22 protein-coding genes are annotated in these 24,612 nt (G+C 74.2%); 18 read left to right on the forward strand and 4 right to left on the reverse strand.

Annotated features, from left to right (window positions below):
- The first annotated feature begins 101 nt into the window (after nucleotides 1–101).
- Nucleotides 102–1,061: a DUF5996 family protein gene (locus tag FB388_RS11440; RefSeq protein ID WP_142100162.1), complete on the forward strand. Its 960-nt coding sequence runs from the start codon at nucleotides 102–104 to the stop codon at nucleotides 1,059–1,061.
- Here the strand turns inward: FB388_RS11440 and FB388_RS40850 are convergent.
- On the reverse strand, nucleotides 1,034–1,168 hold the full coding sequence (locus FB388_RS40850; protein WP_281290394.1) for a hypothetical protein: 135 nt from the start codon (nucleotides 1,166–1,168) through the stop codon (nucleotides 1,034–1,036). The genes FB388_RS11440 and FB388_RS40850 overlap by 28 nt on opposite strands.
- Nucleotides 1,169–1,224: 56 nt before the next feature.
- On the opposite strand from FB388_RS40850, the gene FB388_RS11445 reads away from it, so the two are divergent.
- The 5 genes from FB388_RS11445 to FB388_RS11465 all read left to right on the forward strand — a co-directional run bounded on the left by FB388_RS11445 (nucleotide 1,225) and on the right by FB388_RS11465 (nucleotide 7,194).
- A complete protein-coding gene (locus FB388_RS11445; RefSeq protein WP_170225573.1) occupies nucleotides 1,225–4,704 on the forward strand; it encodes an ATP-binding protein in 3,480 nt (1,159 codons plus the stop codon).
- A 79-nt stretch (nucleotides 4,705–4,783) separates the two neighbouring features.
- Nucleotides 4,784–5,146: a cupin domain-containing protein gene (locus tag FB388_RS11450; RefSeq protein ID WP_142100166.1), complete on the forward strand. Its 363-nt coding sequence runs from the start codon at nucleotides 4,784–4,786 to the stop codon at nucleotides 5,144–5,146.
- Between the two features lie 20 nt (nucleotides 5,147–5,166).
- A complete protein-coding gene (locus FB388_RS11455) occupies nucleotides 5,167–5,577 on the forward strand; it encodes an ester cyclase (protein ID WP_170225574.1) in 411 nt (136 codons plus the stop codon).
- A 254-nt stretch (nucleotides 5,578–5,831) separates the two neighbouring features.
- Nucleotides 5,832–6,164, forward strand: a complete 333-nt coding sequence (locus FB388_RS11460) for a YkvA family protein (protein WP_142100169.1) — start codon at nucleotides 5,832–5,834, stop codon at nucleotides 6,162–6,164.
- Nucleotides 6,165–6,354: 190 nt separating this feature from the next.
- On the forward strand, nucleotides 6,355–7,194 hold the full coding sequence (locus FB388_RS11465; RefSeq protein WP_142100171.1) for a class I SAM-dependent methyltransferase: 840 nt from the start codon (nucleotides 6,355–6,357) through the stop codon (nucleotides 7,192–7,194).
- On the opposite strand, the gene FB388_RS11470 is transcribed toward FB388_RS11465, so the two are convergent.
- Complete coding sequence (locus FB388_RS11470; protein WP_170225575.1) at nucleotides 7,175–10,570, reverse strand: AfsR/SARP family transcriptional regulator; 3,396 nt, start codon at nucleotides 10,568–10,570, stop codon at nucleotides 7,175–7,177. The two genes, FB388_RS11465 and FB388_RS11470, sit on opposite strands and share 20 nt — an antisense overlap.
- Before the next feature lie 103 nt (nucleotides 10,571–10,673).
- Here FB388_RS11470 and FB388_RS11475 point away from each other — a divergent pair, with 103 nt between their 5' ends.
- From FB388_RS11475 to FB388_RS11525, 11 genes are all read left to right on the forward strand, one after another.
- Nucleotides 10,674–11,117, forward strand: coding sequence for a hypothetical protein (locus FB388_RS11475; RefSeq protein WP_170225409.1), 444 nt, complete (start codon nucleotides 10,674–10,676; stop codon nucleotides 11,115–11,117).
- Nucleotides 11,048–11,971 carry an RNA polymerase sigma-70 factor gene (locus FB388_RS11480; RefSeq protein WP_246121828.1) on the forward strand — a complete coding sequence of 308 codons (924 nt, stop codon included), beginning with the start codon at nucleotides 11,048–11,050 and terminating at the stop codon, nucleotides 11,969–11,971. Before FB388_RS11475 ends, FB388_RS11480 begins: the two co-directional genes overlap by 70 nt.
- A 106-nt stretch (nucleotides 11,972–12,077) precedes the next feature.
- Nucleotides 12,078–13,136: a ferritin-like domain-containing protein gene (locus tag FB388_RS11485; protein ID WP_142100177.1), complete on the forward strand. Its 1,059-nt coding sequence runs from the start codon at nucleotides 12,078–12,080 to the stop codon at nucleotides 13,134–13,136.
- 271 nt (nucleotides 13,137–13,407) lie between these two features.
- The gene (locus tag FB388_RS11490) at nucleotides 13,408–14,277 is read left to right on the forward strand and encodes an amidohydrolase family protein (RefSeq protein ID WP_142100179.1); all 870 of its coding nucleotides are present in this window, start codon (nucleotides 13,408–13,410) and stop codon (nucleotides 14,275–14,277) included.
- A complete protein-coding gene (locus FB388_RS11495) occupies nucleotides 14,274–14,831 on the forward strand; it encodes an MSMEG_0572/Sll0783 family nitrogen starvation response protein (RefSeq protein WP_142100181.1) in 558 nt (185 codons plus the stop codon). Before FB388_RS11490 ends, FB388_RS11495 begins: the two co-directional genes overlap by 4 nt.
- A 7-nt stretch (nucleotides 14,832–14,838) precedes the next feature.
- Nucleotides 14,839–15,930: an MSMEG_0568 family radical SAM protein gene (locus FB388_RS11500; RefSeq protein ID WP_142100183.1), complete on the forward strand. Its 1,092-nt coding sequence runs from the start codon at nucleotides 14,839–14,841 to the stop codon at nucleotides 15,928–15,930.
- On the forward strand, nucleotides 15,927–17,396 hold the full coding sequence (locus FB388_RS11505; RefSeq protein ID WP_246121829.1) for an MSMEG_0567/sll0787 family protein: 1,470 nt from the start codon (nucleotides 15,927–15,929) through the stop codon (nucleotides 17,394–17,396). Before FB388_RS11500 ends, FB388_RS11505 begins: the two co-directional genes overlap by 4 nt.
- Nucleotides 17,393–18,412 (forward strand): carbon-nitrogen hydrolase family protein, encoded by a 1,020-nt coding sequence (locus FB388_RS11510; RefSeq protein ID WP_142100185.1) that lies wholly within the window; start codon nucleotides 17,393–17,395, stop codon nucleotides 18,410–18,412. Before FB388_RS11505 ends, FB388_RS11510 begins: the two co-directional genes overlap by 4 nt.
- A complete protein-coding gene (locus FB388_RS11515; RefSeq protein WP_246121830.1) occupies nucleotides 18,405–19,691 on the forward strand; it encodes an MSMEG_0569 family flavin-dependent oxidoreductase in 1,287 nt (428 codons plus the stop codon). Before FB388_RS11510 ends, FB388_RS11515 begins: the two co-directional genes overlap by 8 nt.
- Nucleotides 19,688–20,503, forward strand: coding sequence for a carbon-nitrogen hydrolase family protein (locus tag FB388_RS11520; RefSeq protein ID WP_142100189.1), 816 nt, complete (start codon nucleotides 19,688–19,690; stop codon nucleotides 20,501–20,503). The genes FB388_RS11515 and FB388_RS11520 overlap by 4 nt, the downstream gene beginning before the upstream one ends.
- Before the next feature lie 9 nt (nucleotides 20,504–20,512).
- On the forward strand, nucleotides 20,513–21,628 hold the full coding sequence (locus FB388_RS11525) for an MSMEG_0565 family glycosyltransferase (RefSeq protein WP_142100191.1): 1,116 nt from the start codon (nucleotides 20,513–20,515) through the stop codon (nucleotides 21,626–21,628).
- A 26-nt stretch (nucleotides 21,629–21,654) separates the two neighbouring features.
- Here FB388_RS11525 and FB388_RS11530 read toward each other — a convergent pair whose 3' ends face one another.
- On the reverse strand, nucleotides 21,655–23,418 hold the full coding sequence (locus tag FB388_RS11530; RefSeq protein WP_142100193.1) for a dihydroxy-acid dehydratase domain-containing protein: 1,764 nt from the start codon (nucleotides 23,416–23,418) through the stop codon (nucleotides 21,655–21,657).
- A gap of 272 nt (nucleotides 23,419–23,690) precedes the next feature.
- Entirely contained in the window at nucleotides 23,691–24,041 is a 351-nt protein-coding gene (locus FB388_RS11535; RefSeq protein ID WP_142100195.1) for an antibiotic biosynthesis monooxygenase family protein, read from the reverse strand.
- A gap of 78 nt (nucleotides 24,042–24,119) precedes the next feature.
- Between FB388_RS11535 and FB388_RS11540 the strand changes: the two genes are divergently transcribed.
- The gene (locus tag FB388_RS11540; protein WP_142100198.1) at nucleotides 24,120–24,608 is read left to right on the forward strand and encodes a MarR family winged helix-turn-helix transcriptional regulator; all 489 of its coding nucleotides are present in this window, start codon (nucleotides 24,120–24,122) and stop codon (nucleotides 24,606–24,608) included.
- The last annotated feature ends 4 nt before the right edge of the window (nucleotides 24,609–24,612 follow it).

Here is a 24,612-nt window from a genome sequence, read left to right on the forward strand (position 1 = left end):
CCCGGGGGCGAACCGACTGAGCGGGGAATGTGGACCGAGTGTGGTTGTTGGTGCAACTACTGCACCGCGTCCGATCGCATCCTCGCCGGAGGTACCCGCTGATGGAGCTCTTCCCGTCGATCCCATACGAGGGCTGGTCGGACACGATCCCCACCCTGCACCGCTTCGCCCAGGTGGTCGGGAAGGTGCGGCTCGCGGCCAGCCCGCGGCGCAACCACTGGTGGAACGTGCCCTTCCACCTCACTGGGCGCGGCATCACCACCCGGCCGATGGGGCTGGACCCCTCCTTCACGATCGACTTCGACTTCCTCGATCACCGGTTGCTGGTGAACTCCGTGGACGGCCGCTCGGTCTCGTTTTCGATCGCCGGGCACTCGGTCGCAAGCTTCCACTCGGAGGTCCTGCACGCGCTGCACACGATCGGCGTCGAGCCGGCCGGCCTGGCCGGCGCGCGCCCCTTCGACCTGCCCGACTCGGACCGTCCGTTCGCCGACGACACCGAGCACGCCACCTATGACCCGGCCGCGGTGACCCGGTACTGGCAGGTCCTGAGCCAGGTGAACCTCGTGCTCGAGGAGTTCGCGGGCCGGTTCTCCGCCAAGACCAGCCCGGTGCACCACTTCTGGCACACCTTCGACATCGCACTGACCCGGTTCGCCGACACCGAGGTCGACCACCAGCCCTCGACCGACGCCGTCACCCGGGAGGCGTACTCGCGCGAGGTGATCAGCTCGGGGTTCTGGTTCGGCGACCCGACGTTCCCCGAGCCGGCGTTCTACTCCTACACCGCGCCCGAGCCGGCGGGCCTCGCCGACGCGCCGCTCCCCGCCGGCGCCCGTTGGCACCCCCGCGGCGGCAGCCACCTCGCGGTCCTGCCCTACGGGCAGGCCCGCGCCGCCGCCGACCGGCGGGCCGCCGTGCTCGAGTTCTACGAAATGGCCTACCGCGCCGGCGCGACGCGGGCCGGATGGGACGTCGAGCGCCTCGCCTGTGCGGACGGAATCACCGATCCGGTCGCTCGGGCAGAAAGCGGTCACCAGTCGAGGCACCGGTCGAGGTAGGACCCCGGCACCGCCCGGCCGCCCCCGGGGGCGCGCTGCCGCCCGCCTACGCCACCCGCTGCGGGCAGCGCGTCGCTGCTCAGGCGGCTCGTCTCGTTGCCGCTCACGGGCTCGACGGACCGAATCGTCGCATCGGGTGCGCTCGGTGGTTCACACTGCTCGGGTGCGGGACGGTGTCGAGCTGAGGCTGCTCGGCCAGCTGGAGGTGTGCGGCCCAGGCGGCCCGATCACGCTCGGCGCCGCCAAGGAACGTCTCCTCCTCGCTGTCCTCGCCGTAGACCGTGGTCGGAGCGTCAGCCGGGACCGACTGATCGACGAACTCTACGGCGACCAGCAACCGCGGTCGGGCGTGAACGCGGTGCAGAACTACGTGCTGCGGCTGCGGCGCGCGCTCGGCGCGACGGCGGGGTTGCGCATCTCGACGGTGCCCGGGGGCTACCGGCTCGAGGCCGCCGCCGATCGGGTCGACGCGGACCGCGCGGAACGCCTCGTGGCGGAGGGCCGGGCGGCGGCGGTCTCCGGCGACCACGACGGGGCCGCGACCGCGTTGCGCTCGGCGATCGGGTTGTGGCGGGGCCCGGCGCTCTGCGAGTTCGCCGAGCGCCCCTTCGCCGAGGCCGAAGCCCGCAGGCTCGACGAGCTGTGCGAGTCCGCCCGCGAAGATCTCGTCGACCTCGAGCTCGCCGGGGGCGGCCACCGGCGCCTGTGCGGCGAGCTGCGGGCCATGGTGGCGCAGGCACCGCTGCGGGAGCGGCGCTGGGCGCAGCTGATGCTCGCGCTGCACCGCGACGGCCGCCAGGCCGACGCCCTCGAGGCGTTCCACGCCTGCCGGGCAACGCTGGCCGCAGAGCTCGGCATCGCGCCAGGGCCTGCGCTGAACGAGCTCCACGCCCGGATCCTCCGGCACGACCCGGTGCTGCGCGCTGAGCCGGGGCCGCGGGGGCGTCCGGCCGGCGTCGCCCGGTTCGTCGGTCGCGACAGCGAGCTGCGGAGGCTGCTCGACCGCGTGGACACGGCCGCGGCCGGGTGTGGCGGGCTCGCGACCATCGTGGGCGAGCCCGGCATCGGCAAGACCCGCCTGCTGCGGGAGTTCAGCGAAGCGGCCGCGCGCCGCGGTGCCACGGTCTTGCGCGGCCGCTGTCTGGAAGGCGAGTGGCAGCCGGCGTTCCACGCGTTCGCCGAGGCCGTCACCGGGCACTTCGGGACCCTTTCGGGAGAGCGCGCGGGGAGCGCGGCGGGACCGTTCGGCGAGCCGCTGGCTCGGCTGTCGCCGGAGTTGGCCGTCCGGCTCGGAACGCCCGATGCCGCGTCACGGGCGCGACGGCAGCCCGACGAGGAACGGATGTGGCTGATCGACGGGGTGGCCCGCTTCGTCGGCGGGCTCGCCGACCACGCACCGGTCGTCCTCGCCCTCGACGACCTGCATTGGGCCGACGCCAGCACGCTGGTGTTGCTGCGCCACCTCGCGCGGGTGGTCGCTGACCGCCGGGTGTTGATCGTCGCCGCCTACCGCGCCGACGAGATCGGACCTGGCCTGCTCGACGTCCTCGGCGCGGTCCGCACCGACCTCGACGTGTCGTCCGTCCGCCTGCGCGGGCTGGATCTGCCGGCGCTGTCGGCCGTGCTGGACGACGTCGCTGCCGCGCCCGTGTCGGCGGAGCTGAGCTCGGCGATCCTCACCGAGACCCGCGGTAATCCCTTCTTCGCGCGCGAGGTGGTCCGCCACCTCGCCGAGGAGGGCGCGCTGCACGCTGCCGTCGACGGCAGCCTGCGGACCGACACGTTCCCCGGTGTCGTCCCCGACGGGGTCCGCCAGGTGCTCGCCCGCAGGCGGGCCCGGCTGTCCACCTCCTGCGCGTCCTTCTTGGCGCACGCGGCCGCGTTCGACGGGCCGTTCCCGTTCGCGCCGGTCGTGGCGGCGGCCGGGCTGGGCGAGGCGGCCGGGCTCGCCGCGGTCGACGCGGTCCTCGCCGCCGGGTTGGTGGAACCCGCCGCGGCGCCCGAGCGGTACCAGTTCTGCCACACCCTGATCCGGCACGCTGTCCTTGCCGAGGTGAACCCGTCCCGCCGGTTGCGGATGCGCCGGCGGCTGGCCGAGGCGTTGGCGGCAGCGCGCAGCGGGTCCTCCGATGTGACCGCCGCGGAGGTCGCCGCGCAGTACCACGCCGGTCGCGACCTGCCGGGCGCTGAGGCGGGCGTGGGCGCCGCACTGGAGGCCGCCGAGCGGGCGGACGCCGCGGCCGCGCACGACGAGACGGCGACGTTCCTCGCCATGGCGGTGGACCTCGTCCCCGCCGGGGACGAGCGGGCGCCTGCGCTGGTGGCCCGGCTCGGGGCGGCGCAGGCCTGGGCCGGCCGGTTCGACGACGCGGTGAACACCGCGGCCCGCGCTGCCGATCTGCTCGCCTCGACCGATGGCCCCGAGCGAGCAGCGGCCTACCTGGCCACGGTGACCTCCGCCCTCGCCAGCGCCGACGGCGCGCCCCACGCGTGGCGTCTCGCCGCGCAGGGTCTGCGCTTCGCAGCCCCCCGCCGCGACCACGTCTGGGCGTCGCTGATGGTCCACGAGCTCGACCGGCGCGAGGCCGAAGACCCGGATTCCCCCGGGACGACCATGGATGTACCCGAACGCCGGGAGGCGCTGCGCATCCTGCTCGCCGACGGCGTCACCGGCCGGCCGGATCTGGCCAGGTTGGCCGTCCCGGCCACCTACCGCCGGCGCGATCTGATCCCGGACGAGGTCGCCGACGACCCGATCGTCCGGCTGCTCGTGCTGGGCGACATCGCGGTGGCCCTGCCGCTGCTGACCGACGCCGCCGAGGCGGCGCGGGAGCGCGGACAGATCGCGCTGCGCAGCTACTACCTGACGCTCGCCGCCCGGGCGCAGATCGCGCTGGGCGATCTCGCCGGTGGTCGAGCCACCCTCGCGGGCGCGCGGGCCGTCGGCGGGGCGGACCGGCGGGGCTGGGGATGGCAGCGCATCCACGACATCGGCACGCTCGATGCGTTGGCGCACGCGACCGACGTCGGCTGGACCGACGTCCTCACCCAGCTCGACGAGGCGTACGGGGCCGGGAACAAGGCCGGACACCGGCTCGAGGCATCCGCCATCGCCTGTGGCGCGAAGGCGGCCGCCCGCCTCGGCAGAATCGACGATGCGTTGCGGCGCTACCGTGCCGTCCTACCCGCGATCGAGCGTGCGCCGGCGTGGGCCATGAACTACCTGCGCACGCTGTGCGACGCCGTGGAGACGTTGTGGATCGTCCACGGACCGGGCCGGAGCGGACACCCGGACCTGCCGGTGCTGGAGGAGGCCCTGCTCAGGAAGGCACTCGCCGCCGACTTCCGGTTCCCCATGATGGATGCCCGTCTCGCACTCGGACGGGTCTGCGCACTGGATGGCCGCTACGACGAGGCGATGCGCTGGTTCGCCGAGGCCGGCACAGTGCTGGCCGAGCAAGGGGCACGACCACTGCGGGCGATCACCGACCTCGACGCCTCCCGCGTCGCCGCCCGAGCCGGCGACCCGCGGAGCGCGCGCGAGCTGCGGGGGGCCGCCGAGCACACCTTCGCCGCGCTCGGGATGATCGGGTGGACACGGCGCGCCGCTCGCGCCCCGGACCGGGCGCCGCTGTCGAGCTGACCACCGCGAGAGCCGGCGTTGAGAGCGCCGAGACCGCCGAGTTCCACGCTGTGCGCACACTGCCCGAGGAGGGTGCGCGATGACGGCGACGACGCGGGAGTCCGCTCCCACTGTGATCGACAGTGACGGCGTCCGGCTGGCCGGTTCCGAGATCGGCGGTGACCTGACCGTCGGGTTCGTGCGGTTGCCGCAGGGCACCGACCTCGGCCCCGCGCTCGCCGGCCTGCCGGGCGACCTGTGCCAGTGCCCGCACCGGGGCTACCTGCTCTCCGGCCTGATAGAGCTGCGCACGGCCGAGGGAGCCGAGCTGTACCGGGCGGGCGAGGCCTTCTACTGGGCGCCGGGCCACGCTCCCATCGCGCTGGAGGACTCCGAGTACGTCGATTTCTCGCCCACTTCCGAGCTCGCCCCGGTCCTCGCGCACCTCACGGGTGTGCGGTGACCGCCGCCCGCACAACCGGGGTGACGGCACTCTCTCGCACCCTCGTCGAGGCCTGGAACCACGCCGACTGGCCCGCCTGCCGGGCGCTGGCAGCGCCGGCGTACCGCTACGAGGAGGCCACCTCCGGCCGACGGACCGACGACATCGACGCCGTGGTGGCCGACTGGCGCCGACTGCGGGCCGTCTTCCCCGACGTCGATGCCGAGATCGCCGACGTGCTGGCCCACGGCGACACCAGCGTCGTCGGCCTGGTCTGGCGCGCGACCCACACCACCCCGGTGCAGACCCCCGCCGGCCCACGGGCTCCGTCCTACAAGCGGATCCGCATCGGTGACTCCGTCTCGCTGACCTGGGACGGCGGCCGGCTCGTCACCGAACGGCACCAACTCGGGATCCTCTCGGTGCTCGCCGCGCTGCCTGCCTTCACGTAGGGCTCGGCTGCCCTCTTTTCGATCTTCGGCCTGTTGACCTCTTGCCGATCCGTCAGGTTCGAGCGACTTGACGTCAGGTCGAGTTGCAAGCGTCGGCGGAATGGAACGCCGGTCGGCAGTCGACGGGTGCGCCTCGGATCGGGCGGCAGGCAGACCGGGCCGGGCCCGGGCGGAGCAAGGTGAGTGGCTCGTTCGCCTTGCGGAACAGTTCCCGGCATCCGGCGGGGTGGCCCAGGACCCGGCAGACTGGGGCCATGCCCGACTGGCTGCGCACCACCCTGCTGATCGTCGGTGTACTCGGGTTGCTCGTCGTCATGGTGCTCGGGTACGTGATGTGGCGCTACCGCATCCCGCCGCGTGGCCTGATAGCCATGGGTGCCGCGGCGGTCTACCTCGTCTTGCCCATCGACGTCGTGCCGGAGGCGGTCCTCGGTCCGCTCGGGCTGGTCGACGACGCCGGCGTCACCGTCGCGGTGGTGCTGTTCGTCTACAAGTTGGTGAAGGCGCACCGCATCCTCAGTGATGGTGGGGTGGACCTGGGTCGACTGGGTCGGCGAACCCTGCACCGCGACCGCGACTCGGCCTGATCCCGCCTCGTCATCGACTGTGCCGCTGTTGGCGTCCGCGTTCGGGCGCCTCAACGGGGCGGGGAGAACTCGCCTGCTGGTCATCCACAGAGCGCTGACCAGAGGATTTCACGTGCGCCGAGCACCGGCGCATACCGCTGGCCGCACGCTCGGGACCGCACCCATTTTCCGCGAGTCCCGTGGAGACGACATGGCCACCACCAGTGCCGGCGCGTCCGCCGGCCGGCAGCTCGAGGCGAAACACCGCGCGGTGTGGGCCTCGGGTGACTACCCGGGCGTCGCGGCCGAGCTGATCCCGGACCTTGGCCCCGAGCTCGTCGCGGCCTGCGGGATCCGCGCCGGGCAGCGCGTCCTCGACGTCGACGCGGGCGCTGGGATCGCCGCGCTCCCCGCCGCCGCGACCGGGGCCGACGTCGTCGCCTCGAACCCGACTCCCGAGCTCATCGAGCGCGGCAGGAGCGCCGCCGCCGAGCGCGGGCTCGCGGTGGAGTGGGTCGAGGCGGAGGCCGAGGCGCTGCCCTTCCCGACCGGCGGCTTCGACGCGGTGATCTCGTGCGTGGGCGTGATGTTCGCCCCGCACCCCCGCGCGGCCGCCGACGAGCTGCTGCGCGTCTGCCGGCCGGGCGGGACGATCGCGCTGGTGAACTGGACGCCGGACGGATTCATCGGCGGCCTCTTCGCGACCATGGCCCGCTTCGCCCCACCGCCCCCGCCCGGCGCGCCGCCGCCACTGTGGGGCAGCGAGGAGCGCGTGCGTGAGCTGTTCGGCGACGGCGTCACGACGCTCGCAGTGCGGCACCGCATCACCGCCTTCGACCAGTGCGCCAGTCCGCTCGAGTTCCGCGAGTACTGGAAACGAGACCACGGCCCGACGATCGCGCTGTATGCGGCGAGCGCCGCCGACCCCGAGCGCGTCGCGGCGCTCGACTCCGCGTTCCTAGAGTTCCTGGAGAGCTGGAACGTCGCTCCGGTGGGCCGACCCGCCCGCTGGGAGGCGCAGTACCTGCTGGTCACCGCGACGCGGGCGTGACAGGCGCGGACTCCGCCATCGGGGTTGCCCCCATCGCCGCCAGCACGTCGCGGCCCGCGTCTCGCTCGGCGCCGCCTGCGAAGACGAGGGTGCGCGCCCACTGGTAGCGGCACCCGGTGGGCTCCAGTGCGGCCGCGGCCGCAAGAAGCCCGGGGCGGTCGCCTTCGGCGAGGGCGGCCGCCCGGTCGACGACAGCCGCGGCGACCGGATTGTCGGCGGCGGTGACCCGGGCGACGGCGATGACCGCCGCTGCTCCGGCCTGCCCCGACAGCACGGCGGCCTCCGCTCGCAGCGCCGCGTACCAGGGGCGCCAGCGGACCGTGAACCAGGTGCGGAACTCCTCGGGCGGGGTCCGCAGCAGAGCGGCCGCCTCCGCCGGGTGGCCGCGGTGCAGCAGCAGCCAGGCGTCGAAGAAGGCGCCGAAGTTCTGCTCGGCCAGCCGCCATCCGGGCTTCGGGATCTCGAGCACCCTCACCAGGTCCAGCCATGCGGCCCGGGCGGCCTCGTCGCCGCGGAGTCCGTGTACCGCGGCCGCCGCGGCGGCGCTGACGCCGTGGCTGCCCGCCGCAGGGCGGCCCGCCCGCTCCCATCCTTCGCGGAACCGCTCGGCCAGTGCCACCGTCTCGTCCCAGTCCCCGGCCAGCGCGGTCACCACGATGAGCCGGCTGGTGGCGAGGTGACCCTCCTCGCGGTGGAACGGCAGGTCGCGCGCCGCCGCGGCGAGCCGGCGGGCGGCGACCAGATCGCCCGCGGCCAGTACGGCCTCGGTGGCGAAGTGGTAGGCGTCGGCCAGCTCCACCCCGATCTCCGCCCGCACCGGCAGTGGAGCGAGCACCTGGGTGCGCCGCAGCACGCTCTCCGTCGCGCCGCGAATGTCGCCGCTGGCCAGCTGGATCGTGGCGAGCTGGTCCAGCGCGGCACTCTCGACGACCGGGTCCTCGATGATGCGGGCGAGCTCGATCGCCCGCAGGGCGACGGCGCGGCTGCGCGGGTCGAGGTCGGGGATCAGGGCCGCCTCGGCTGCGAGCACCTGGGCCTCCGCAGCGGGGTTCCCGCTGGCCAGCGGCCGCGCCTCGGTGAACAACGCCTCGGCGGCCCCGTCCGGGGCGACGGTCCTGAGGAGGCCGGGGAACCGGTTGAGGACGTCGGCCGCCTGCGCGAGGTCACGCGCGGCACCTGCCGGATCCGCTGCCCCCAGCGCCGCGTCGGCAGCCCTGCGGAACAGCGCGAGCGCGTCGTCGCCGCCGTGCCGGCTCAGCGCGGCACCGGCGGCGCTGCGCAGGGCCGCCGCGGCTGCGGCGTCGTCGCCGGCCCAGGCCGCCGCCTGCTCGTAGCGCCGCTGCGCCTCGCCGGGCATCCCGCGGGCGAACGTGAGGTCTGCGAGTACGACCGCGAGCCGGTGGGCTTCCCCGAGGTGCCCGCTGCGGGTTGCAGCCCAGGTCAAGGCGCTGCGGATGTCGTCGGCGATGCGATCGAACGCGGCCCCCCAGGCCACGGGGTCCGTCCCCGAGGTAGCGGCGAGCGCCTCTCCCGCCTCCTGGCACCAGGCCAGGTGTCGCGTAGCGGTCGCGTCCCGCTCCCTCGCCGCGACGAGCATCCCCGTGCCGTACTGGCGGATCGTCTCCAGCATCCGGTACCGCGTGCCGCCGGGGTCGGCGACCGTGGAGAGCAGGTTCTGGTCCACCAGCCGCGCCAGCCCGCCCCGTACGTCCTCCACGGCCGGGAGCGGCCGGTCCCCGGCCACAGCGCGTGCGGCCTCCACGGTGAAGGGAGAGGCGAACAGCGACGTGCGGCGCAGCAGCGCCTGGTCGAACTCGCTGAGCAGCGCGTAGCTCCAGTCCAGCGCGGAGCGCAGCGAGCGGTGCCGATCGTCGGCGCGGGCCCCGCCGGCGAGTAGCTGCAGCCGGTCGGCGAGACCGGCCTCCACGCCGTCCAGCCCCACCGCCGGCAGCCGCGCGGCGGCCAACTCGATGGCCAGCGCTGTCCCGTCGAGCGCATCGCAGACGGCCGCGACGCGCGCGAGGTCGGCCAGGTCCGGCGGGCTCCCGGCGGCTGCGGCGCGGGCGCGGAACAGCGCCACCGCGTCGCCGTCGTCCGCGACCGAGAGCCCCGGCACCGGGAACACCCACTCGTAGGGCACCTGCAGCCGGGCCCGGCTGGTCGCGAGCACCACCAGCCGGGGGGCTCCGGCGAGCAGCCCCTCCACCAGCTCGATCACCCCGTCCACAACGTGCTCGCAGTTGTCGAGGACGAGCAGACACTGCCGGTCGGCGAGCCAGCCGACGACGGTCTCGTCGGGCGAGCGGGCCTGCTGCTCGCCCAGCCCGAGCCCCGCGGCGACGGCCGGGGCGACCATCGCGGGGTCGGTCACCGGCACCAGGTCGACGAACCGGACGCCATCGGCGAACCGGTCGGCGGCGTCGGCGGCGACGGTGAGCGCGAGGCGGGTCTTGCCGACCCCGCCCGGCCCGACGGCGGTCACCATCCGCTGCTCCTCGAGCAGGGCCGCGAGCGCCGCACGCTCGGCCGCCCGGCCGACGAACGTCGTCAGCGGAGCGGGCAGGCCGGGGCCGCGGGAGGCGGGTGCGTGGGCGGGTGCGGGCGGCGGTGCGGGCGGGAGCGGGCCGACCCATCCCGGGTCGCCGTCGAGGATCTGCTGGTGCACCGCGCGCAGCGCGGGCCCGGGGTCGGCGCCCAGCTCCTCGACGAGCAGTTCCCGTACCTGCCGGTGTGTTTCCAGCGCGTCGGCCTGCCGTCCGCTGCGGTGCTGGGCGAGCATCAGCTGCCCGGCGAGGCGCTCGTCGAGCGGATGGGCACGCAGCGCCGCGGTGAGCCCGGCGAGCAGCTCCGCGTGCCGGCCGGCGGCCAGCGCCGCGTCGTTGCGGTCCAGCACGACGGCGATCTGCTCGGCCTCGGCGGCGGCCCGAATGCCGTGCGCCCATGGCGTGTCGAGGCCTGCGAGCGGCTCGCCACTCCACAGGCCCAGGGCCTCGTCGAACAGTGCGGCCGCAGCCGCGGCATCGCCGGCGCCCCGTGCCCGGGCGGCCAGGTGGCGGAAGCGGTGCAGGTCAACCGCCAGCGGGTCGGCAGCCAGCACGTAGCCGCCCGGCTCGCGGGAGATGCGCACGCCGTCGGCGTCCGCCAGCACCCGGCGCAGCCGCGAGAGGTAGGCCGCCAGCGCGTTGCGGGCCCGGTACGGGGGCCGGTCCGCCCACAGCCTGTCGATGAGCTGATCGGCCTGCACCGGGCGGCCGACGTCGACCAGCAGGGCCGCGAGGACGGACCGCTGGCGGGCGTGCCCGGCCTCGAGGTCGCGCCCGTCGAGGCGCACCGCGACGCCCCCGAGCAGCTTGAACTCCACCGTCACGCTGCTCACCGCCTGACCGGGACGTCGCCCGACGCGACGCCCGATGCTCGGGGCGGCCGGGGGTACGGGAGCGAGGGTCCTCGCCCGTCCAGTCTGCCCAGCGGCCCGCCCCGTGACCAGGACCTTTGACATTTTGCGGCTCCTGCCGAGCCGGCGGCGCATCGTCGGTCACGGCCAGGAACCCGACCTGCGGCAGAGGCGAGCGTTGAAACGGCGCATCGACATCGACGGCGTCGAGTACCCGTACTTCGACCAGCTCGTCTGGGCGGGCCTGGCCACCATGCCCGGCCTGCTCGCCACCGCCATACCAGCGGGCCGGTCCCCCGAGGCGTTCGAGCAAGTGCAGTTGCCGCAGGGCGCCGGAAACACCATGCGTAGGCTCGTTGCGGTACCGGCCGTACGCGAGGAGGGCCATGTCGACGCCGAGCACCTCGGCTGCGCACCCGGGAACGGCCGAGGAGGCTCCGTTCGGGCGGCGGGTGCGGCGTGGGTAGTGCCGGCCGAGAGCCGCTCGTTCGCGACGAGCTGGCCGAGCTGGCCGACGAGTTCGCGCTGATGCGGCCCCGGCTGTTCGGGATCGCTTACAGGATGCTCGGGAGCGTCGCGGACGCCGAGGACATCGTGCAGGACGTGTGGGTCAAGTGGCAGGCGCAGGACCGGGCATCGGTGCGGGACGCCATGGCCTTCCTCGTCACCATGACCACCCGGCTTGCGATCAACGCGACGCAGACGGCCCGTGCGCGGCGCGAGACCTACGCGGGTCCGTGGCTGCCCGAACCGGTCGACACAACCGCCGATCCTGTTCTGGGTGCTGAGCGGGGCGCGGCCCTGGAGGTCGCGGTGCTCGTCCTGCTTGAGAAGCTGACCCCGACCGAGCGGGCAGCGTTCGTGCTGCGCGAGGCGTTCGACTACCCCTACGGCCGCATCGCCGAGGTGCTGGAGACCTCGGAGGTCAACGCGCGCAAGCTGCTCAGCCGCGCTCGGCAGGCCGTCGCGGCCGAGCGGAGGACCTCCGTCGACGTGGTCCAGCAGCGCAGGTTGCTCTCGGCGTTCCTCTCCGCCGCGCAGGCAGGTGACTTCGACGAGCTGGAGTCGCTGTTCGCCGCTGACGTCGCCAGCTACTCCGACGGCGGGGGAGCCGTGCGCGACGCGTCGCGCATCCCGGTGTTCGGACGCACGCGCGTGGCGAAGTTCGTCGCGTCGTTCGCCGCGAGGTTCTGGGCGGACGTCCGGGTGGACTGGGTGGAGGCGAACGGGGGCCCGTCGGTGCTGGTCACCCGCTACGGCGAGGCGGTGGCCTGGCTCACCGCGACCGCGACCGCGGACGGTATCGACCACCTCTATTGGGTCATGCACCCGGCGAAGCTCGCGCACATCTCGGCCGCGGTCTCGGCCCGGGGCACGGGGTAGGGCGACCGCCTGCGAGGGGCGTCGCGGTCCTGTGTCACAGACGAGGGTGGGATCCGGTCCTTCCTCGGGACGGGCGTGTGCCCCGTCCGACCGAGGAAGGACGACCGTGACGCTCTCCACCACCGGCATCTGCACGCTCGACGAGCTGCGCACGCATCTGCAGTGGGCGCTCGAGCTCGAGCACTCCACCCTCCCGCCGTACCTCTGTGCGCTGTACTCCCTCGATCCCGACCGGAACGCCGAGGCCGCACAGGTCGTGGGCAGTGTGTTCGCCGAGGAGATGCTGCACCTGCTGCTGGCGGCGAATCTCGTGAACGCCGTGGGCGCGGACCCGGTGCTCGACGCGCCGCACCTGCTGCCTTCCTACCCGCACCCGTTGCCGCACAGCGATGGATCCGTGCAGGTCGGGCTCGGCCCGTTCGGTCCCGAGGCGTTGGACCTGTTCCTGCGGATCGAGCAGCCGGCCCGGGTGGACGGCCCGGCGCAGGCCGACGGCTACGCCACGATCGGCCAGTTCTACACGGCGATCGAGAACGGGCTGCGCGAGATGTGCGCGACCCTCGGGGAAGAGGCCGTGTTCAGCGGCGACCCGGCGCGCCAGATCAGCGACGTCCACTTCCGGCGGGGCGGCGGCCGGGTCATCGCCGTGGTGGACCTCGCGTCGGCGCTCGACGCTCTCGGCGAGATCGTCGAGCAGGGTGAGGGCGCGACCCGCACGGAAGTCTGGGACGGCGACCGGGACGTCGTCCACCCGGATCGGGACGAGGTCGCCCACTACTACCGCTTCGTGGAGCTGAAGGAGGGCAGGCGGTTCCAGGCGGGAGACACGCCGCGGTCCGGTCCCACGGGCGAGGCCCTCGTCGTCGACCTCGACGGCATCGCACCGATGCGGCCGAACCCGCGCACGACCGACCACGCGCCGGGCAGCCCCGTCCGGCAGGCGCAGGAGGAGTTCAACCGCACCTACTGCCTGCTGCTGCAACAGCTGGAAGAAGCCTGCACCGGCAGCCCGTCGCGACTCGGGGCCGCGGTCGGCACGATGTACGCGGTGCGGGAGCAGGCGCTGGCGTTGCTGCGGATGCCCGACGGCAACGGCGGCTCGACGGCGGGTCCCACCTTCGAGTGGGTGCCGAGGGATCGGCGCAGCGCGAGCACGCACGGGTAAGTCCTCCACGCCCGCTTGCGCGATCGGCCGGGTCACGGACATCTGCGCCGTCTCGTCCGGAGTCCGGTAGCCCCGCCGATCCCCGTGACGTCGCGAAGGTGGTTCGCCCTCGGCCAGGCCGGCGTCACCACCGGCAGCGTGGGCGAGCCGACCCCCCGTGCCACTGCCGCGCAACACCCCGCAACCGCGGCGCAACGCTGCGTCGCTCCGGGCAACACGAACTCGTTCCGGACGTCACCAGGAGGACACGCGCGGGCTCGACGCTTTCCCCATGACGACGCGGGGTCCGGCCCGGGTGCACGACGCGCACCGGCACCTGGGGGTGCTGCCGGCGCATCCCTTCTACGGGGGTCCGGCTGTCAACCCGGACACCACGGCGCGGGCGACCATCGACGAGCTCCTCGGCGACCTGGACCGTGAGGGCACCGAGCGGGCGCTGGTGCTGCCGAACTACGGCGTGCCGGACCCGAGCACGTCGTTCGCGTTGAACGACCTCGTCATCGAGGCGGCGCAGCGCGACGAGCGCGTCCTCGCGGGGCTGTGGACCTCGCCCCGCCCGCAGGACGCGGCCGCCACCGAGAAGGCGCTCGCCCTCGCGGGCGAGCGCGGGGTGGCAGCGTTGAAGCTGTCGTTCCTGCTCGGCGGGCGGGCGGACGACGAGGCCTGCCGGCCGCAACTGGATGCGATCTTCGCGGCCGCCCGGGCGCACGGCCTCGTCGTGCACGTCCACACGAGCCCGGGCGCCGCGAGCGACATCGACGAGGTCGGGCTGCTCGTCGAGCGCTACGCCGACGACGTGCCGCTGCACCTGGTGCACCTGGGCGGCGGGATGAGCGGGCACATCAAGCTCATCGGCCACCGGTTCTTCGACTGGGTCGCCGCCGGCAAGCGCGTCTACACCGACACCAGCTGGGCCATCGGGTTCGCGCCCCGCTGGCTGGCCGCCGAGATCGAGCGCCGCGGCATCGGCGCGGACCGGGTGCTCTTCGCCTCCGACCAGCCGTGGGGCGACTTCGCAGGCGAGCACGCCCGGCTGGCCGCCGCCACCGGCGACGGCGAGCTCGCCGAGCTCGTCTTCTCCCGCAACTTCGAGGCCCTCCACGGCCTCGGCCGACCCAGCAACGAGAAGGAGTCACCATGACCCAGACCGCCCCCGCCACCACCGGAACGCCGCTGATCTCGGATGAGGAGCTCGCGGCCAACCAGCAGGCGAGCCTCGCCGAGATCCCGCACCCGTCGCTGCCCGCCGGGACCAACCTCTACGGCTCCACCAAGATCTTCCCCGACTACCAGGCCCGCGAGGGCGAGACCTACTTCACCCTCGTCCACGGCATCGCGCACGAGTCGTCGGTGAGCTTCGTGGCGGTCCTGCAGGCCCTGCGCGCGCTGCGGAAGGGCTTCGACTCGGTGCTGTACTTCTACGGGCCGGCCGCGATGAACGCGATGGCCACCCGCGGGTTCCCGACCACCGGTGACTCCGCCTTCCCGGGCGAGCACAACATCAACACGCAGATCGAGCGGTTCATCGAGGAAGGCGGCACCGTCTACGTCTGCCGCTTCGGTCTCTCGCTGCACGGCCTGCGCGAGGAGGACCTGATCGCGGGGTGCATCCCGAGCCACCCGCTCGACGTCCAGGACGCGTTGATCCACTACGCGCGCAAGGGCGCCATCATCAACTCCACCTACAACCTCTGATCCGGCCGTGACGACCCAGGACACCGCGGCGCCCTGCTCGCAACGGGCGTCCACCCGCGTGGACGTCGCGATCCTGGGCGTCAGGGTCGACGCCCCCGTCTCCCGCCGCGCGGGGGCCGGCCCGAGCGACGACGGACACGTCCTGCTGGACGGTCGCGCCACCGCGCTCCCGATCAACCCGGCGAGCCCGTACACGATCCGCGGCGGGCGGCTGCTGCTCGACGGTGCCGACCTCGGGCTGGAGGCCGAGCCGGTCCGGCGGCCGCGGTTCTACGACCTGGTAACGGCCGACGGGGTGCCGTACGAGCAGCTCGCTCGCCTGCACGGGCGCGACGTTCTCGCCACCACGGTCGTGCAGACCTGCATCCGCTACGCCGAGGACCAGCGGTGCCGGTTCTGCGCGATCGAGGCGTCGCTCGCGGCGGGCGCGACCACCGCGGTGAAGAGCCCGGCGCAGCTCGCCGAGGTGGCCGAGGCCGCGGTCCGGCTGGACGGGGTGCGCCAGATGGTGCTGACCACCGGCACCACGAACGGTCGCGACCGGGGCGCCCGCCACCTCGCCCGTTGCGTGCGGGGCGTCCTGGACGCCGTGCCGGGACTGCCGATCCAGGTGCAGTGCGAGCCACCGGCCCCGGAGGACCTCGCGGCGATCAGAGAGCTGCACGACGCCGGGGCGACGGCGATCGGCATCCACGTCGAGTCGCTCGACGACGGCGTGCGCGCCCGGTGGATGCCCGGCAAGGCCACCGTGCCGCTCGTGCAGTACGAGGCCGCGTGGGACGAGGCGGTGCGTGTCTTCGGTCGCAACCGGGTGTCGACCTACCTGCTGGTCGGCCTCGGCGAGGACCCGGACGACCTCGTCGCAGGCGCGCTGCGGCTGGCCGACCGCGGCGTCTACCCGTTCGTGGTGCCCTACCGGCCGCTCGCCGGCACCCTCGCGATGGCCGACGGCGTCGGGCCGCCCGACCCGGTCGTGCTGGAGAGCGTCACCAGGCGGGTGGCGGTCGGCCTGCGGGCCCGGGGCATGTTCGGCGCCGACCAGGGCGCCGGGTGCGCGGCCTGCGGGGCGTGCAGCGCGTTGCAGGCGGCCGGGGCGTGACCGGCGAGGTCCTGCTGGTCGGCGCCGGCGCCCCGATCGCCAGGGGCAGCGCTGCGGATACCGCATCGCTCGTGCGCAACGTCCTGCTCGTCGACCACCGGGCCGCGCCGGACGTGCCGGCGTGGCGGATCGAGGAGGCCGACGGCGCCGGGCGCCGCGCGCACACCGCGCTGAGGCACCGGGCGTTCGTCGCGGAACAGGGGTTGTTCGCCGGCACCGACCGCGACGCAGCGGACGACGATCCGCGCACCCGGGTGCTGGTGGCCCGGGCCGTGGGCGGGGCCGTGCTCGGCGGGGTCCGGTTGGGCCCGGTCGACCCGGGCGGGTCCGACGTGGGCTGGTGGACCGGCTCCCGGTTGGTGGCGGCGCCCGGCGCGCCGCGCGGGGTGGGGCCGGCGCTGGTCCGGGCGGCCTGCGCGACCGCGGAGGCGGCCGGGGCGCTGCGTTTCGACGCTACCGTCCAGGACCGCTACGAGCGGATGTTCACCCGGCTCGGCTGGAGCCGCACCGGAGCGGCGGTCGTCAGCGGGCGCCCGCACGCTGCGATGACCTGGCCGGTCGGGCGGCTCGCCGCGCTGGCCCGCGCCACCAAGGGGCCGCTGGGCGGGCTGCTCGCCGGCATGCACCTGGGCGGGGCGGGGTTCGTCGGCGACGACGGCGCGCCGGTGCCCGGCACGGACGTCGTCGCGGCGTGCGACGCGATCCTGCCGTCGATGGTCGAGCGCGACCCCGAATGGGCCGGCTGGTGCGGCGTGCTCGTGAACGTGAACGACCTGTCCGCGATGGGCGCCGCCCCGCTCGGCCTGCTCGACGCGGTGGCCGGCCGGGATGCGTCCTTCACCGCGCGGGTGCTGGCCGGGCTGCGCTCGGCGAGCACGGCATGGGCCGTGCCGGTGCTCGGCGGGCACACCCAGCTCGGCGTGCCCGCGGCCCTGTCCGTCACCGCGCTTGGCCGCACCGACCGGCCCGTGCCCGCGGGCGGTGGGCGGCCGGGGCACGCCGTGCGGCTCACCGCCGACCTCGGCGGCGGCTGGCGGCGCGACCACACCGGACGGCAGTGGGACTCGACGACCGGGCGGACCACCGAGGAGCTGCGGCTCATGGGCTCGGCCGTCGCCCGCACGGCACCGGCGGCCGCCAAGGACGTCAGCATGGCCGGGCTCGTCGGCACGCTCGGCATGCTCGCGGAGGCGAGCGGATGCGGCGCCGTGCTCGACGTCGCCGCGGTGCCCCGCCCGGCCGCGGCCACCGTCGGGGACTGGTTCACCTGCTTCCCCGGCTCGGCCTTCCTCACCGCTGACGCTCCCGACCGCGCCGTCGCCCCCGCCGGCCCGGCCACCACCGCCACGTGCGGCGAGCTGGTGCCCGGCGCAGGGGTGGCCCTGCGGTGGCCGGACGGCTCGCTCACCCCCGCCCTGCCCGGGGCGGTCACCGGGCTCGGTCCCGCGACTGGAGAAACCGCATGACCACCACCCTCGCGGCCGTCGCCGCACCCTTCGGGCGCGATCTCGACGCCTGCTTCGCCCGCATCGACGAGCTGCTCACCGACGCCCGCGCGCGCGGCGTCCAGCTGCTCGCGCTCCCCGAGGCGGCGCTCGGCGGATACCTCGCCGACCTAGTGCCCCCCGCCGGAAGTCCGCCACGTATCTCGACGGCCCAGCTTCCCGCTGGGCGCACCGGCGAGCCGCCCGAGTATGTCCAATACGAGGGACGCCCCGCCGGCACACCCAGCGAAAACCTGGATCCGCCGATATCCGCAACGGACTCCCGGCGGGGGGCACTAGGCGATCACGGCGTCAAGCGGGTGCTGCCCCGCGACGCGCTGCCGCCCGCCCTTGACGTCGACGGGCCCGAGATCGCCAGGCTCGCCCGGATGGCAGGCGACGTGGTCGTCACCGCGGGCTTCTGCGAGTCCGACGGCACCTCGCGCTACAACACCGTCGTCGCCGTGACCGGCGACGGGGTGCTCGGCGTGCACCGCAAGGTGCACCAGCCGCTCGGGGAGTCCAACAGCTACGCCGCGGGCGACCGGTTCTGCGCGTTCGACTCTCCGGTGGGCCGGCTGGGCATGCTGATCTGCTACGACAAGGCCTTCCCCGAGGCCGCCCGCACCCTCGCCCTGGACGGGGCCGAGATCATCGTGTGCGTCTCGGCGTGGCCCGCGGCGCGCACGGCGGCGAGCCCGGACCTCGCCGAGGACCGCTGGACGCACCGCTTCGACCTGTTCGACCGCGCCCGAGCGCTGGAGAACCAGGTGGTGTGGGTGGCGTCCAACCAGTCCGGCACGTTCGGCTCGCTGCGGTTCGTGTGCAGCGCGAAGGTCGTCGGCCCCGGCGGCGACGTGCTGGCCACCACCGGCGTCGCACCCGGCATGGCCGTCGCCGATGTCGACGTGCCCGCCGTGCTCGCCGGCGCCCGCCGTTCCATGGCGCACCTGCGCGACCGCCGCCCCGAGACATACGGAGTGCCCACCGGTGTATGAGCAGACCACGTGGGGCGCACCCCGGGTGCCCTTCCCCTCCCACATCCCGGTCGCCGTCGTCGGCGGTGGGCAGGCCGGCCTCGCGATGTCGTGGTGCCTGCGCCGGCGAGGGGTCGCCCACGTCGTGCTGGAGCGCAAGACGATCGCGCACGAGTGGTCCGACGCCCGCTGGGACAGCTTCTGCCTGGTCACCCCGAACTGGCAGTGCCGGCTGCCGGGCTGGCCCTACCGCGGCGACGACCCGGACGGCTTCATGGTCCGCGACGAGATCGTGGCGTACGTCCGCGCCTACGCGGCCTCGTTCGACCCGCCGGTGCTCGAGCACACCCCGGTGGACGGGCTCGCCGCCGGACCGGACGGAGGGTTCGTCCTCACGACCCCGGCCGGGACGCTCTCCGCGGATCACGTCGTGCTCGCCACCGGCGGCTACCACCGGCCCTTCGTGCCCGCCTGGGCCCACCGGCTGCCCGAGCGGATCGCGCAGGTGCACTCCTCGGCCTACCGCAACCCGCAGCAGCTCCCGGCCGGCGACGTGCTCGTGGTCGGTACCGGGCAGTCCGGCGCGCAGATCGCCGAGGACCTGCACCTCGCCGGCCGCTCCGTGCACCTCGCCGTCGGACGTGCGCCACGCATCGCGCGGTTCTACCGCGGCCGCGACATGGTGGCCTGGCTGCACGACATGGGCCACTACGACATGCCCGTCGAACAGCACCGCAACGGCGAGGCGGCGCGCCTGGGCACCAACCACTACGTCACCGGCCGCGACGGCGGGCGCGACATCGACCTGCGCGCGTTCGCCCGCGACGGCATGCGGCTCTACGGGAGGCTCACCGGTCTGCGTGGCGGGGTGCTGGCGTTCGCCCACGACCTGGCCGCCAACCTGGACGCGGCCGACCGGGTCAGCGAGAACGCCAAGGACCTGGTCGACCGGCACATCGCCGAGGCCGGACTCCACGCGCCCACCGAACCGCGGTACCGGCCGGTGTGGGCACCGCGGCCGGATCACCCAGCAGCGCTCGACCTGGACCGGATCTCCGGTGTCGTCTGGTGCACCGGCTTCCGCAGCAACTGGAGCTGGGTTCGCGTGCCCGCGTTCGACGGGCGCGGCTACCCGACCCACTCCCGCGGCCTCACCAGCGTGCCCGGCCTGTCCGTGCTCGGGCTGCCGTGGCTGCACACCTGGGGCTCGGGCCGGTTCGCCGGGATCGCCCGCGACGCGGAGTACCTCGCCGAGCACATCGCGACCGCTGTGCAGCCGGCGCTGGCGGCGGCCGGATGAAGATCGCTGCGGTGGCAGCGCACTTCGGCCGCGACATCGACCAGTGCCTCACCAAGATCGAGATGATCATCGGGGCGGCGGCGTCCCAGGACGTCGACCTGCTCGTGTTCCCGGACGCGACGATCGGCGGTTACCTCGGCACCTTCGCCGGCACCGACGAGACCGGGCTGCCGCCCGTGCTCACCGAGGACGCGCCGGAGCTCAAGCGGGTGGCCGCCGCGGCCGGGGACATGGTCGTCTGCCTCGGCTATCGGGAGTTCGGCCCCGACCTGCCCTACAACGCCTCGGTGTGCCTGACCGGTGACGGCGTGCTGGGCCGGCACCGCAAGGTGCACCAGCCGGTCGGCGAGGCGAGCGTGTACCGGGCGGGCGACCGGTTCTCCGCTTTCGACACGCCGGTCGGGCGGCTGGGGATGCTGATCGACTACGACAAGACCTTCCCCGAGGCCGCCCGCACGCTGGCCGCCGGCGGCGCGCTGATGATCGCCTGCCTCTCCGCGTGGCCCGCGAGCCTCACCAACCGCGCCCCGCGGCTGGTGCAGGACCGGCAGACGCGGCTGTTCGACCTCTACGACTGCGCCCGCGCCGCGGAGAACCAGGTGGTGTGGGTCTCGGCGAACCAGACCGGCACGATGGGCCGGTTGCGGTTCCTCGGCCAGTCGAAGGTGGTCGGGCCGGGCGGGGAGGTGCTCGCCCGCACGTGGGCGAAGGCCGGGCTCGCGCTCACCGAGCTGGACGTGGCCGGCGAGGTCGCCCGTGCGCGGACGGTGCTCTCGCACCTCGCCGAGCGGCGGCCCGAGACGTACGCATGAGGATCGCCCATGAAGATCGCACTGCTGACGTACTCGACGAAGCCGCGTGGCGGGGTGGTGCACACGCTCGCGCTCGCCGAGGCGCTGGCCCGAGCCGGGCAGGAGGTCACCGTCTGGTCGCTGGGCCGCGGCGGCGACGCCGCGTTCTTCCGGCCGGTCGACCCCGCGGTGACCGTGCGGCTGGTGCCGTTCCCGGACCTGCCGGACGAGGACGTCGGCGACCGCATCCTGCGCTCGATCGCCGTCCTCGGCGCCGCGTTCGCCGGCAGCGGCGAGAGCTACGACGTCGTGCACGCGCAGGACTGCATCAGCGCCAACGCGGTGCCGGGCTGCATTCGTACCGTCCACCACCTCGACACCTTCACCACGCCTGCGCTCGCCGACTGCCACGACCGGGCGGTGGCCCGGCCGCGCACGCTCGTCTGCGTCTCGGCCGCGGTGGCCGCCGAGGTCGAGCGCGGATGGGGCCGTCGGCCCACCGTCATCCCCAACGGCGTGGACGCCGCCCGCTTCGCCGCGGCCGCAGGGCCGGCCGGGGCCGCCGGCCGCATGCGGTGGCGGGAGCGGCTCGGCCGCTACGTCCTCGCCGTGGGCGGGATCGAGCCGCGCAAGGGCACGCTGGACCTCGTCGAGGCCGTGGCGCTCGTCCGGCAGGCGTGTCCGGACCTCGCGCTGGTGGTGGCGGGCGGCGAGACGCTGTTCGACTACCGCGACTACCGAGCCCGCGTCGACTCCCGGGCCGCCGAGCTGGGCGTCGCGCCGATCGTGCTCGGCCCGGTCCCGCACACCGACCTACCGGAGCTGGTGGCCGCCGCCGACGTGTTCGCCTTCCCGTCCACCAAGGAGGGGTTCGGCCTCGCGGCGATGGAGGCCCTCGCAGCGGGCGTTCCGCTGGTCGTTCGCGACCTGCCGGTGCTCCGCGAGGTCTTCGACGGCGCCGCGGCGTTCGCCACGACCCCGCGGGGCTTCGCCGGGGAGCTGCTCGCGGCGGCGGGCGGCGGCCACCCGGGACGGCTCGCCGCCGGGAGGGCGCTCGCCGCCCGGCACACCTGGGACGCCGCAGCGGCGGCACACCTGGACGTCTACGAGCGCACTCGTACCGCCGAGCAGCGAGCCGGTGTGTGAGTGGCGGGAGGTGCGGGTGCAGACGGTTACAGGGTCGCCATGCCGCCACCGGCGATGGCGGGCGACGCGGCCGCGCGCATGCGGCGCAGCAACCGTGACGTCACCGGCCGCACCAGCGGGTGCTGGCCGCCGTTCGCCGCCGCCGCCTCCTGCCACGCGGCCGCGCGCGCCTCGAACGTCGTGGCGTCGCCCAGCTCGACGCAGTCGAGGGTGTCGTCGTCGAGATCGATGACGATCGTGTCGCCGTCCTCGATCAGGGCGATCGGTCCGCCCAGTGCCGCCTCCGGACCGACGTGGCCGATCACCAGGCCGACCGAGCCGCCGGAGAAACGGGCGTCGGTCATCAGGGCGATCGAGATGCCCTTCTGCCGGCACAGCGTGGTGATCCGGGACGTCGGGTCGAGCATCTCCGGCATGCCCGGTGCGCCGCGCGGCCCCTCGTAGCGGATCACGACCATGTCCTGGTCGGCGAACACGTCCGGGGTGTCGATGAGGGCGTGCAGCAGGTCCTGCTCGCTGTTGAACACCCGCGCCCGGCCGACGAACCGGTTGTCCACGATCCCGGTCTCCACGCCGGCGAGCTTGAGCACCGCGCCGCCCTCGGGGGCCACGTTGCCCGACAGCAGGCGCAGCCCGCCGGTCGGCTTGAACGGCGCCGAAACCGGGTGGACGACCTCTCCGTCCGGCGCGGGCGGGTCGATCCGGGCGACCTGCTCGGCGAGCGTCTCGCCCGTGCACGTCATCGGCGAGCCGTCGAGGATGCCGGCGTCGAGCAGCTCCTTGACCACGACCGGGAGACCGCCGACGGCGTCGATGTCGACCATGCTGTACTTCCCGAACGGGCGTGCGTTGATCAGCACCGGCACCGTGCGGGAGAGCTGGTTGAACTCCTGCTGGGACATCACCTCGGTCCAGAAGTCGATGCCCGCGGCGCGCGCGATCTCCGGAGCGTGCAGCACCACGTTGGTCGAGCCGCCCATCGCGATGGCGACGATCGTGGCGTTGCGGAACGCGGTGGGGGTGGCGATGTCGCGCGGTGTGATCCCGCGCTGCGTCATGATCTCCAGGCAGTCGACGACCTGCTCGGGGAACACCTCGGTGCGCCGCGGGTCCTCGGACGCTGGCGACACCATGTGCAGCGGTTCGAGCCCCAGCAGGGCGATGAACGACTGCATCGTGTTGTAGGTGAACATGCCGCCGCAGCTGCCGTAGCCGGGGCAGGCGTTGCGGGCCCAGCGCTCGCGCTTCTCCGGGTCCGGGTCACCCGCCACCTGGAAGCAGCTCACCAGGTCGATCGTCTCGCCGGTGAGCGGGTCGGTGCCGGGGCGGATCGAGCCGTCCGACAGCACCACCGCGGGCACGTTGCGCTCCATGATCGCCGCGGTGGCGCCGACCGGCGGCTTGTCGCACGCGACGACCGCGACCAGGCCGCGGATGTCGCTTCCCTCGAAGTGCAGGGACAGGCCGTCGTTCGTGGTCTCGCGGCCGATGAGCGAGTACCGCATCTGCGGCGTGCCGTTGCGCTGGCCGTCGGAGATGCCGCCCGAGTAGTTGGGGGCCAGCAGGCGAACCGGTAGGTCGCGCTCGGAGATTCGGCGGCCCATCGCCGCGTGCACGGCCTCGACCTTCTCGTTCACGCCCACGTAGCAGATGCTGTCGCCCAGCGTGCCGACCACACCCCACGGCGCCCCGTGGATCCGGTCGACGTCCTGGCCCAGCGCCTTCGCGGTGGCCACGGCCTGGCAGTCCTGACCGGGCCGCCAGACGTCCTGGCCGTTCGGCTCACTCATCGGTACATCTCCTCGTTCTCGGCCAGGACATCATCGCCCCGACCCTCGCGCGGGGCGTTCGGGGGCCCCGCCTCGACCACGCCAATGGTGCAGCCCGCGGGGATCGCGGCGGCGGTCCCCGCCGCCCCGGGGCCCGGTGGGAAGCCGCTGGGCCAGCACATCGAGGTCCGGCAGGTGATGTTCACGTTCTCGGCGGACGCGTGAACGAGCAACCGATCGAGGACCTGCTGCGCCGGATGGCGCCGCAGGCCCTCGGCCTGCTTGTGCTGACGTCAGTTCTGGCGCCGGTGGTGGATCGCGCGAACCTGCACGAGCGTCGGGTCGTACGACGTGGCGAGCGCCGCCGACTCGACGATGTGCTCGCGCACGTCCGGGAGCTGCATCGCGGCCTTGTAGGCGCGCTCGCTGGCCCACTGGGCGTAGTTGATGACACGCGTGCCGTCCAGGCTCGCGTGCAGGTTCGCGGAGATGAAGCCGGGCGTCGTCGCGAAGACGGCGGTCGTGGCGCGTTCGAGAGCGGCGACGAGCTCGTCCTGACGCTGCGGCTCGACGGTGAAGACGTTGACCAGGGTCACCTCGTCAGTACTCGCGGTCACGGTGATCGTGGTTTCCGGGCTGGTCATGGCGGATCTCCTCATTGGCTATGTCAGGACTCTGACATCAGCGTAGACAGTGGCGCGCAGCTATGTCAAAGTCCTGACATGGAAGATGTGGCACCGGCCGGCGAGCTCCCGGACGTCACGGAGCGCTTGGGGTACCGCCTCAAACGCGCCGCCGCGGCGCTCCGCTCCGCGATGGACAAGGCGCTGCGGGAGCACGGGCTGACGGTTCCGCAGTACGCCACCCTCGAGCTGCTCGACCAGCAGCCAGGCCTGTCCAACGCCCAGCTCGCGCGGGGCGCCTTCGTCACCCGGCAGTCCATGAACGTCGTGCTCCGCGGCCTGGTGGACAGCGGGCTCGTGTCCCGACCGAGTACCGCTGAACACGGCCGCGCCCTGCCGGCTCTGCTGACGCCCGAGGGGCGCCGACGGCTCGCCGGCGCCCGCGCGGCGGTGTACGCCATCGACCAGCGGATCACCGACGTGGTTCCCGGGCACCGCCTCGGCGACCTGCTCGCTGACCTCGACCACATGGCGGAGGCGGTGGGCGAGGCCGGACCGGTGCCGGTGTTCGGCCAGGACGAGCGATGACCGG

Source organism: Pseudonocardia cypriaca, assembly GCF_006717045.1.
GTDB lineage: Bacteria > Actinomycetota > Actinomycetes > Mycobacteriales > Pseudonocardiaceae > Pseudonocardia > Pseudonocardia cypriaca.

Coding starts and splice junctions, on each gene's coding strand:
- FB388_RS11440 (WP_142100162.1), top strand. CDS start 102: ATGGAGCTCTTCCCGTCGATCCCATACGAGGGCTGGTCGGACACGATC.
- FB388_RS11450 (WP_142100166.1), top strand. CDS start 4,784: ATGACGGCGACGACGCGGGAGTCCGCTCCCACTGTGATCGACAGTGAC.
- FB388_RS11460 (WP_142100169.1), top strand. CDS start 5,832: ATGCCCGACTGGCTGCGCACCACCCTGCTGATCGTCGGTGTACTCGGG.
- FB388_RS11465 (WP_142100171.1), top strand. CDS start 6,355: ATGGCCACCACCAGTGCCGGCGCGTCCGCCGGCCGGCAGCTCGAGGCG.
- FB388_RS11490 (WP_142100179.1), top strand. CDS start 13,408: ATGACGACGCGGGGTCCGGCCCGGGTGCACGACGCGCACCGGCACCTG.
- FB388_RS11495 (WP_142100181.1), top strand. CDS start 14,274: ATGACCCAGACCGCCCCCGCCACCACCGGAACGCCGCTGATCTCGGAT.
- FB388_RS11510 (WP_142100185.1), top strand. CDS start 17,393: ATGACCACCACCCTCGCGGCCGTCGCCGCACCCTTCGGGCGCGATCTC.
- FB388_RS11520 (WP_142100189.1), top strand. CDS start 19,688: ATGAAGATCGCTGCGGTGGCAGCGCACTTCGGCCGCGACATCGACCAG.
- FB388_RS11525 (WP_142100191.1), top strand. CDS start 20,513: ATGAAGATCGCACTGCTGACGTACTCGACGAAGCCGCGTGGCGGGGTG.
- FB388_RS11530 (WP_142100193.1), bottom strand. CDS start 23,418: ATGAGTGAGCCGAACGGCCAGGACGTCTGGCGGCCCGGTCAGGACTGC.
- FB388_RS11535 (WP_142100195.1), bottom strand. CDS start 24,041: ATGACCAGCCCGGAAACCACGATCACCGTGACCGCGAGTACTGACGAG.
- FB388_RS11540 (WP_142100198.1), top strand. CDS start 24,120: ATGGAAGATGTGGCACCGGCCGGCGAGCTCCCGGACGTCACGGAGCGC.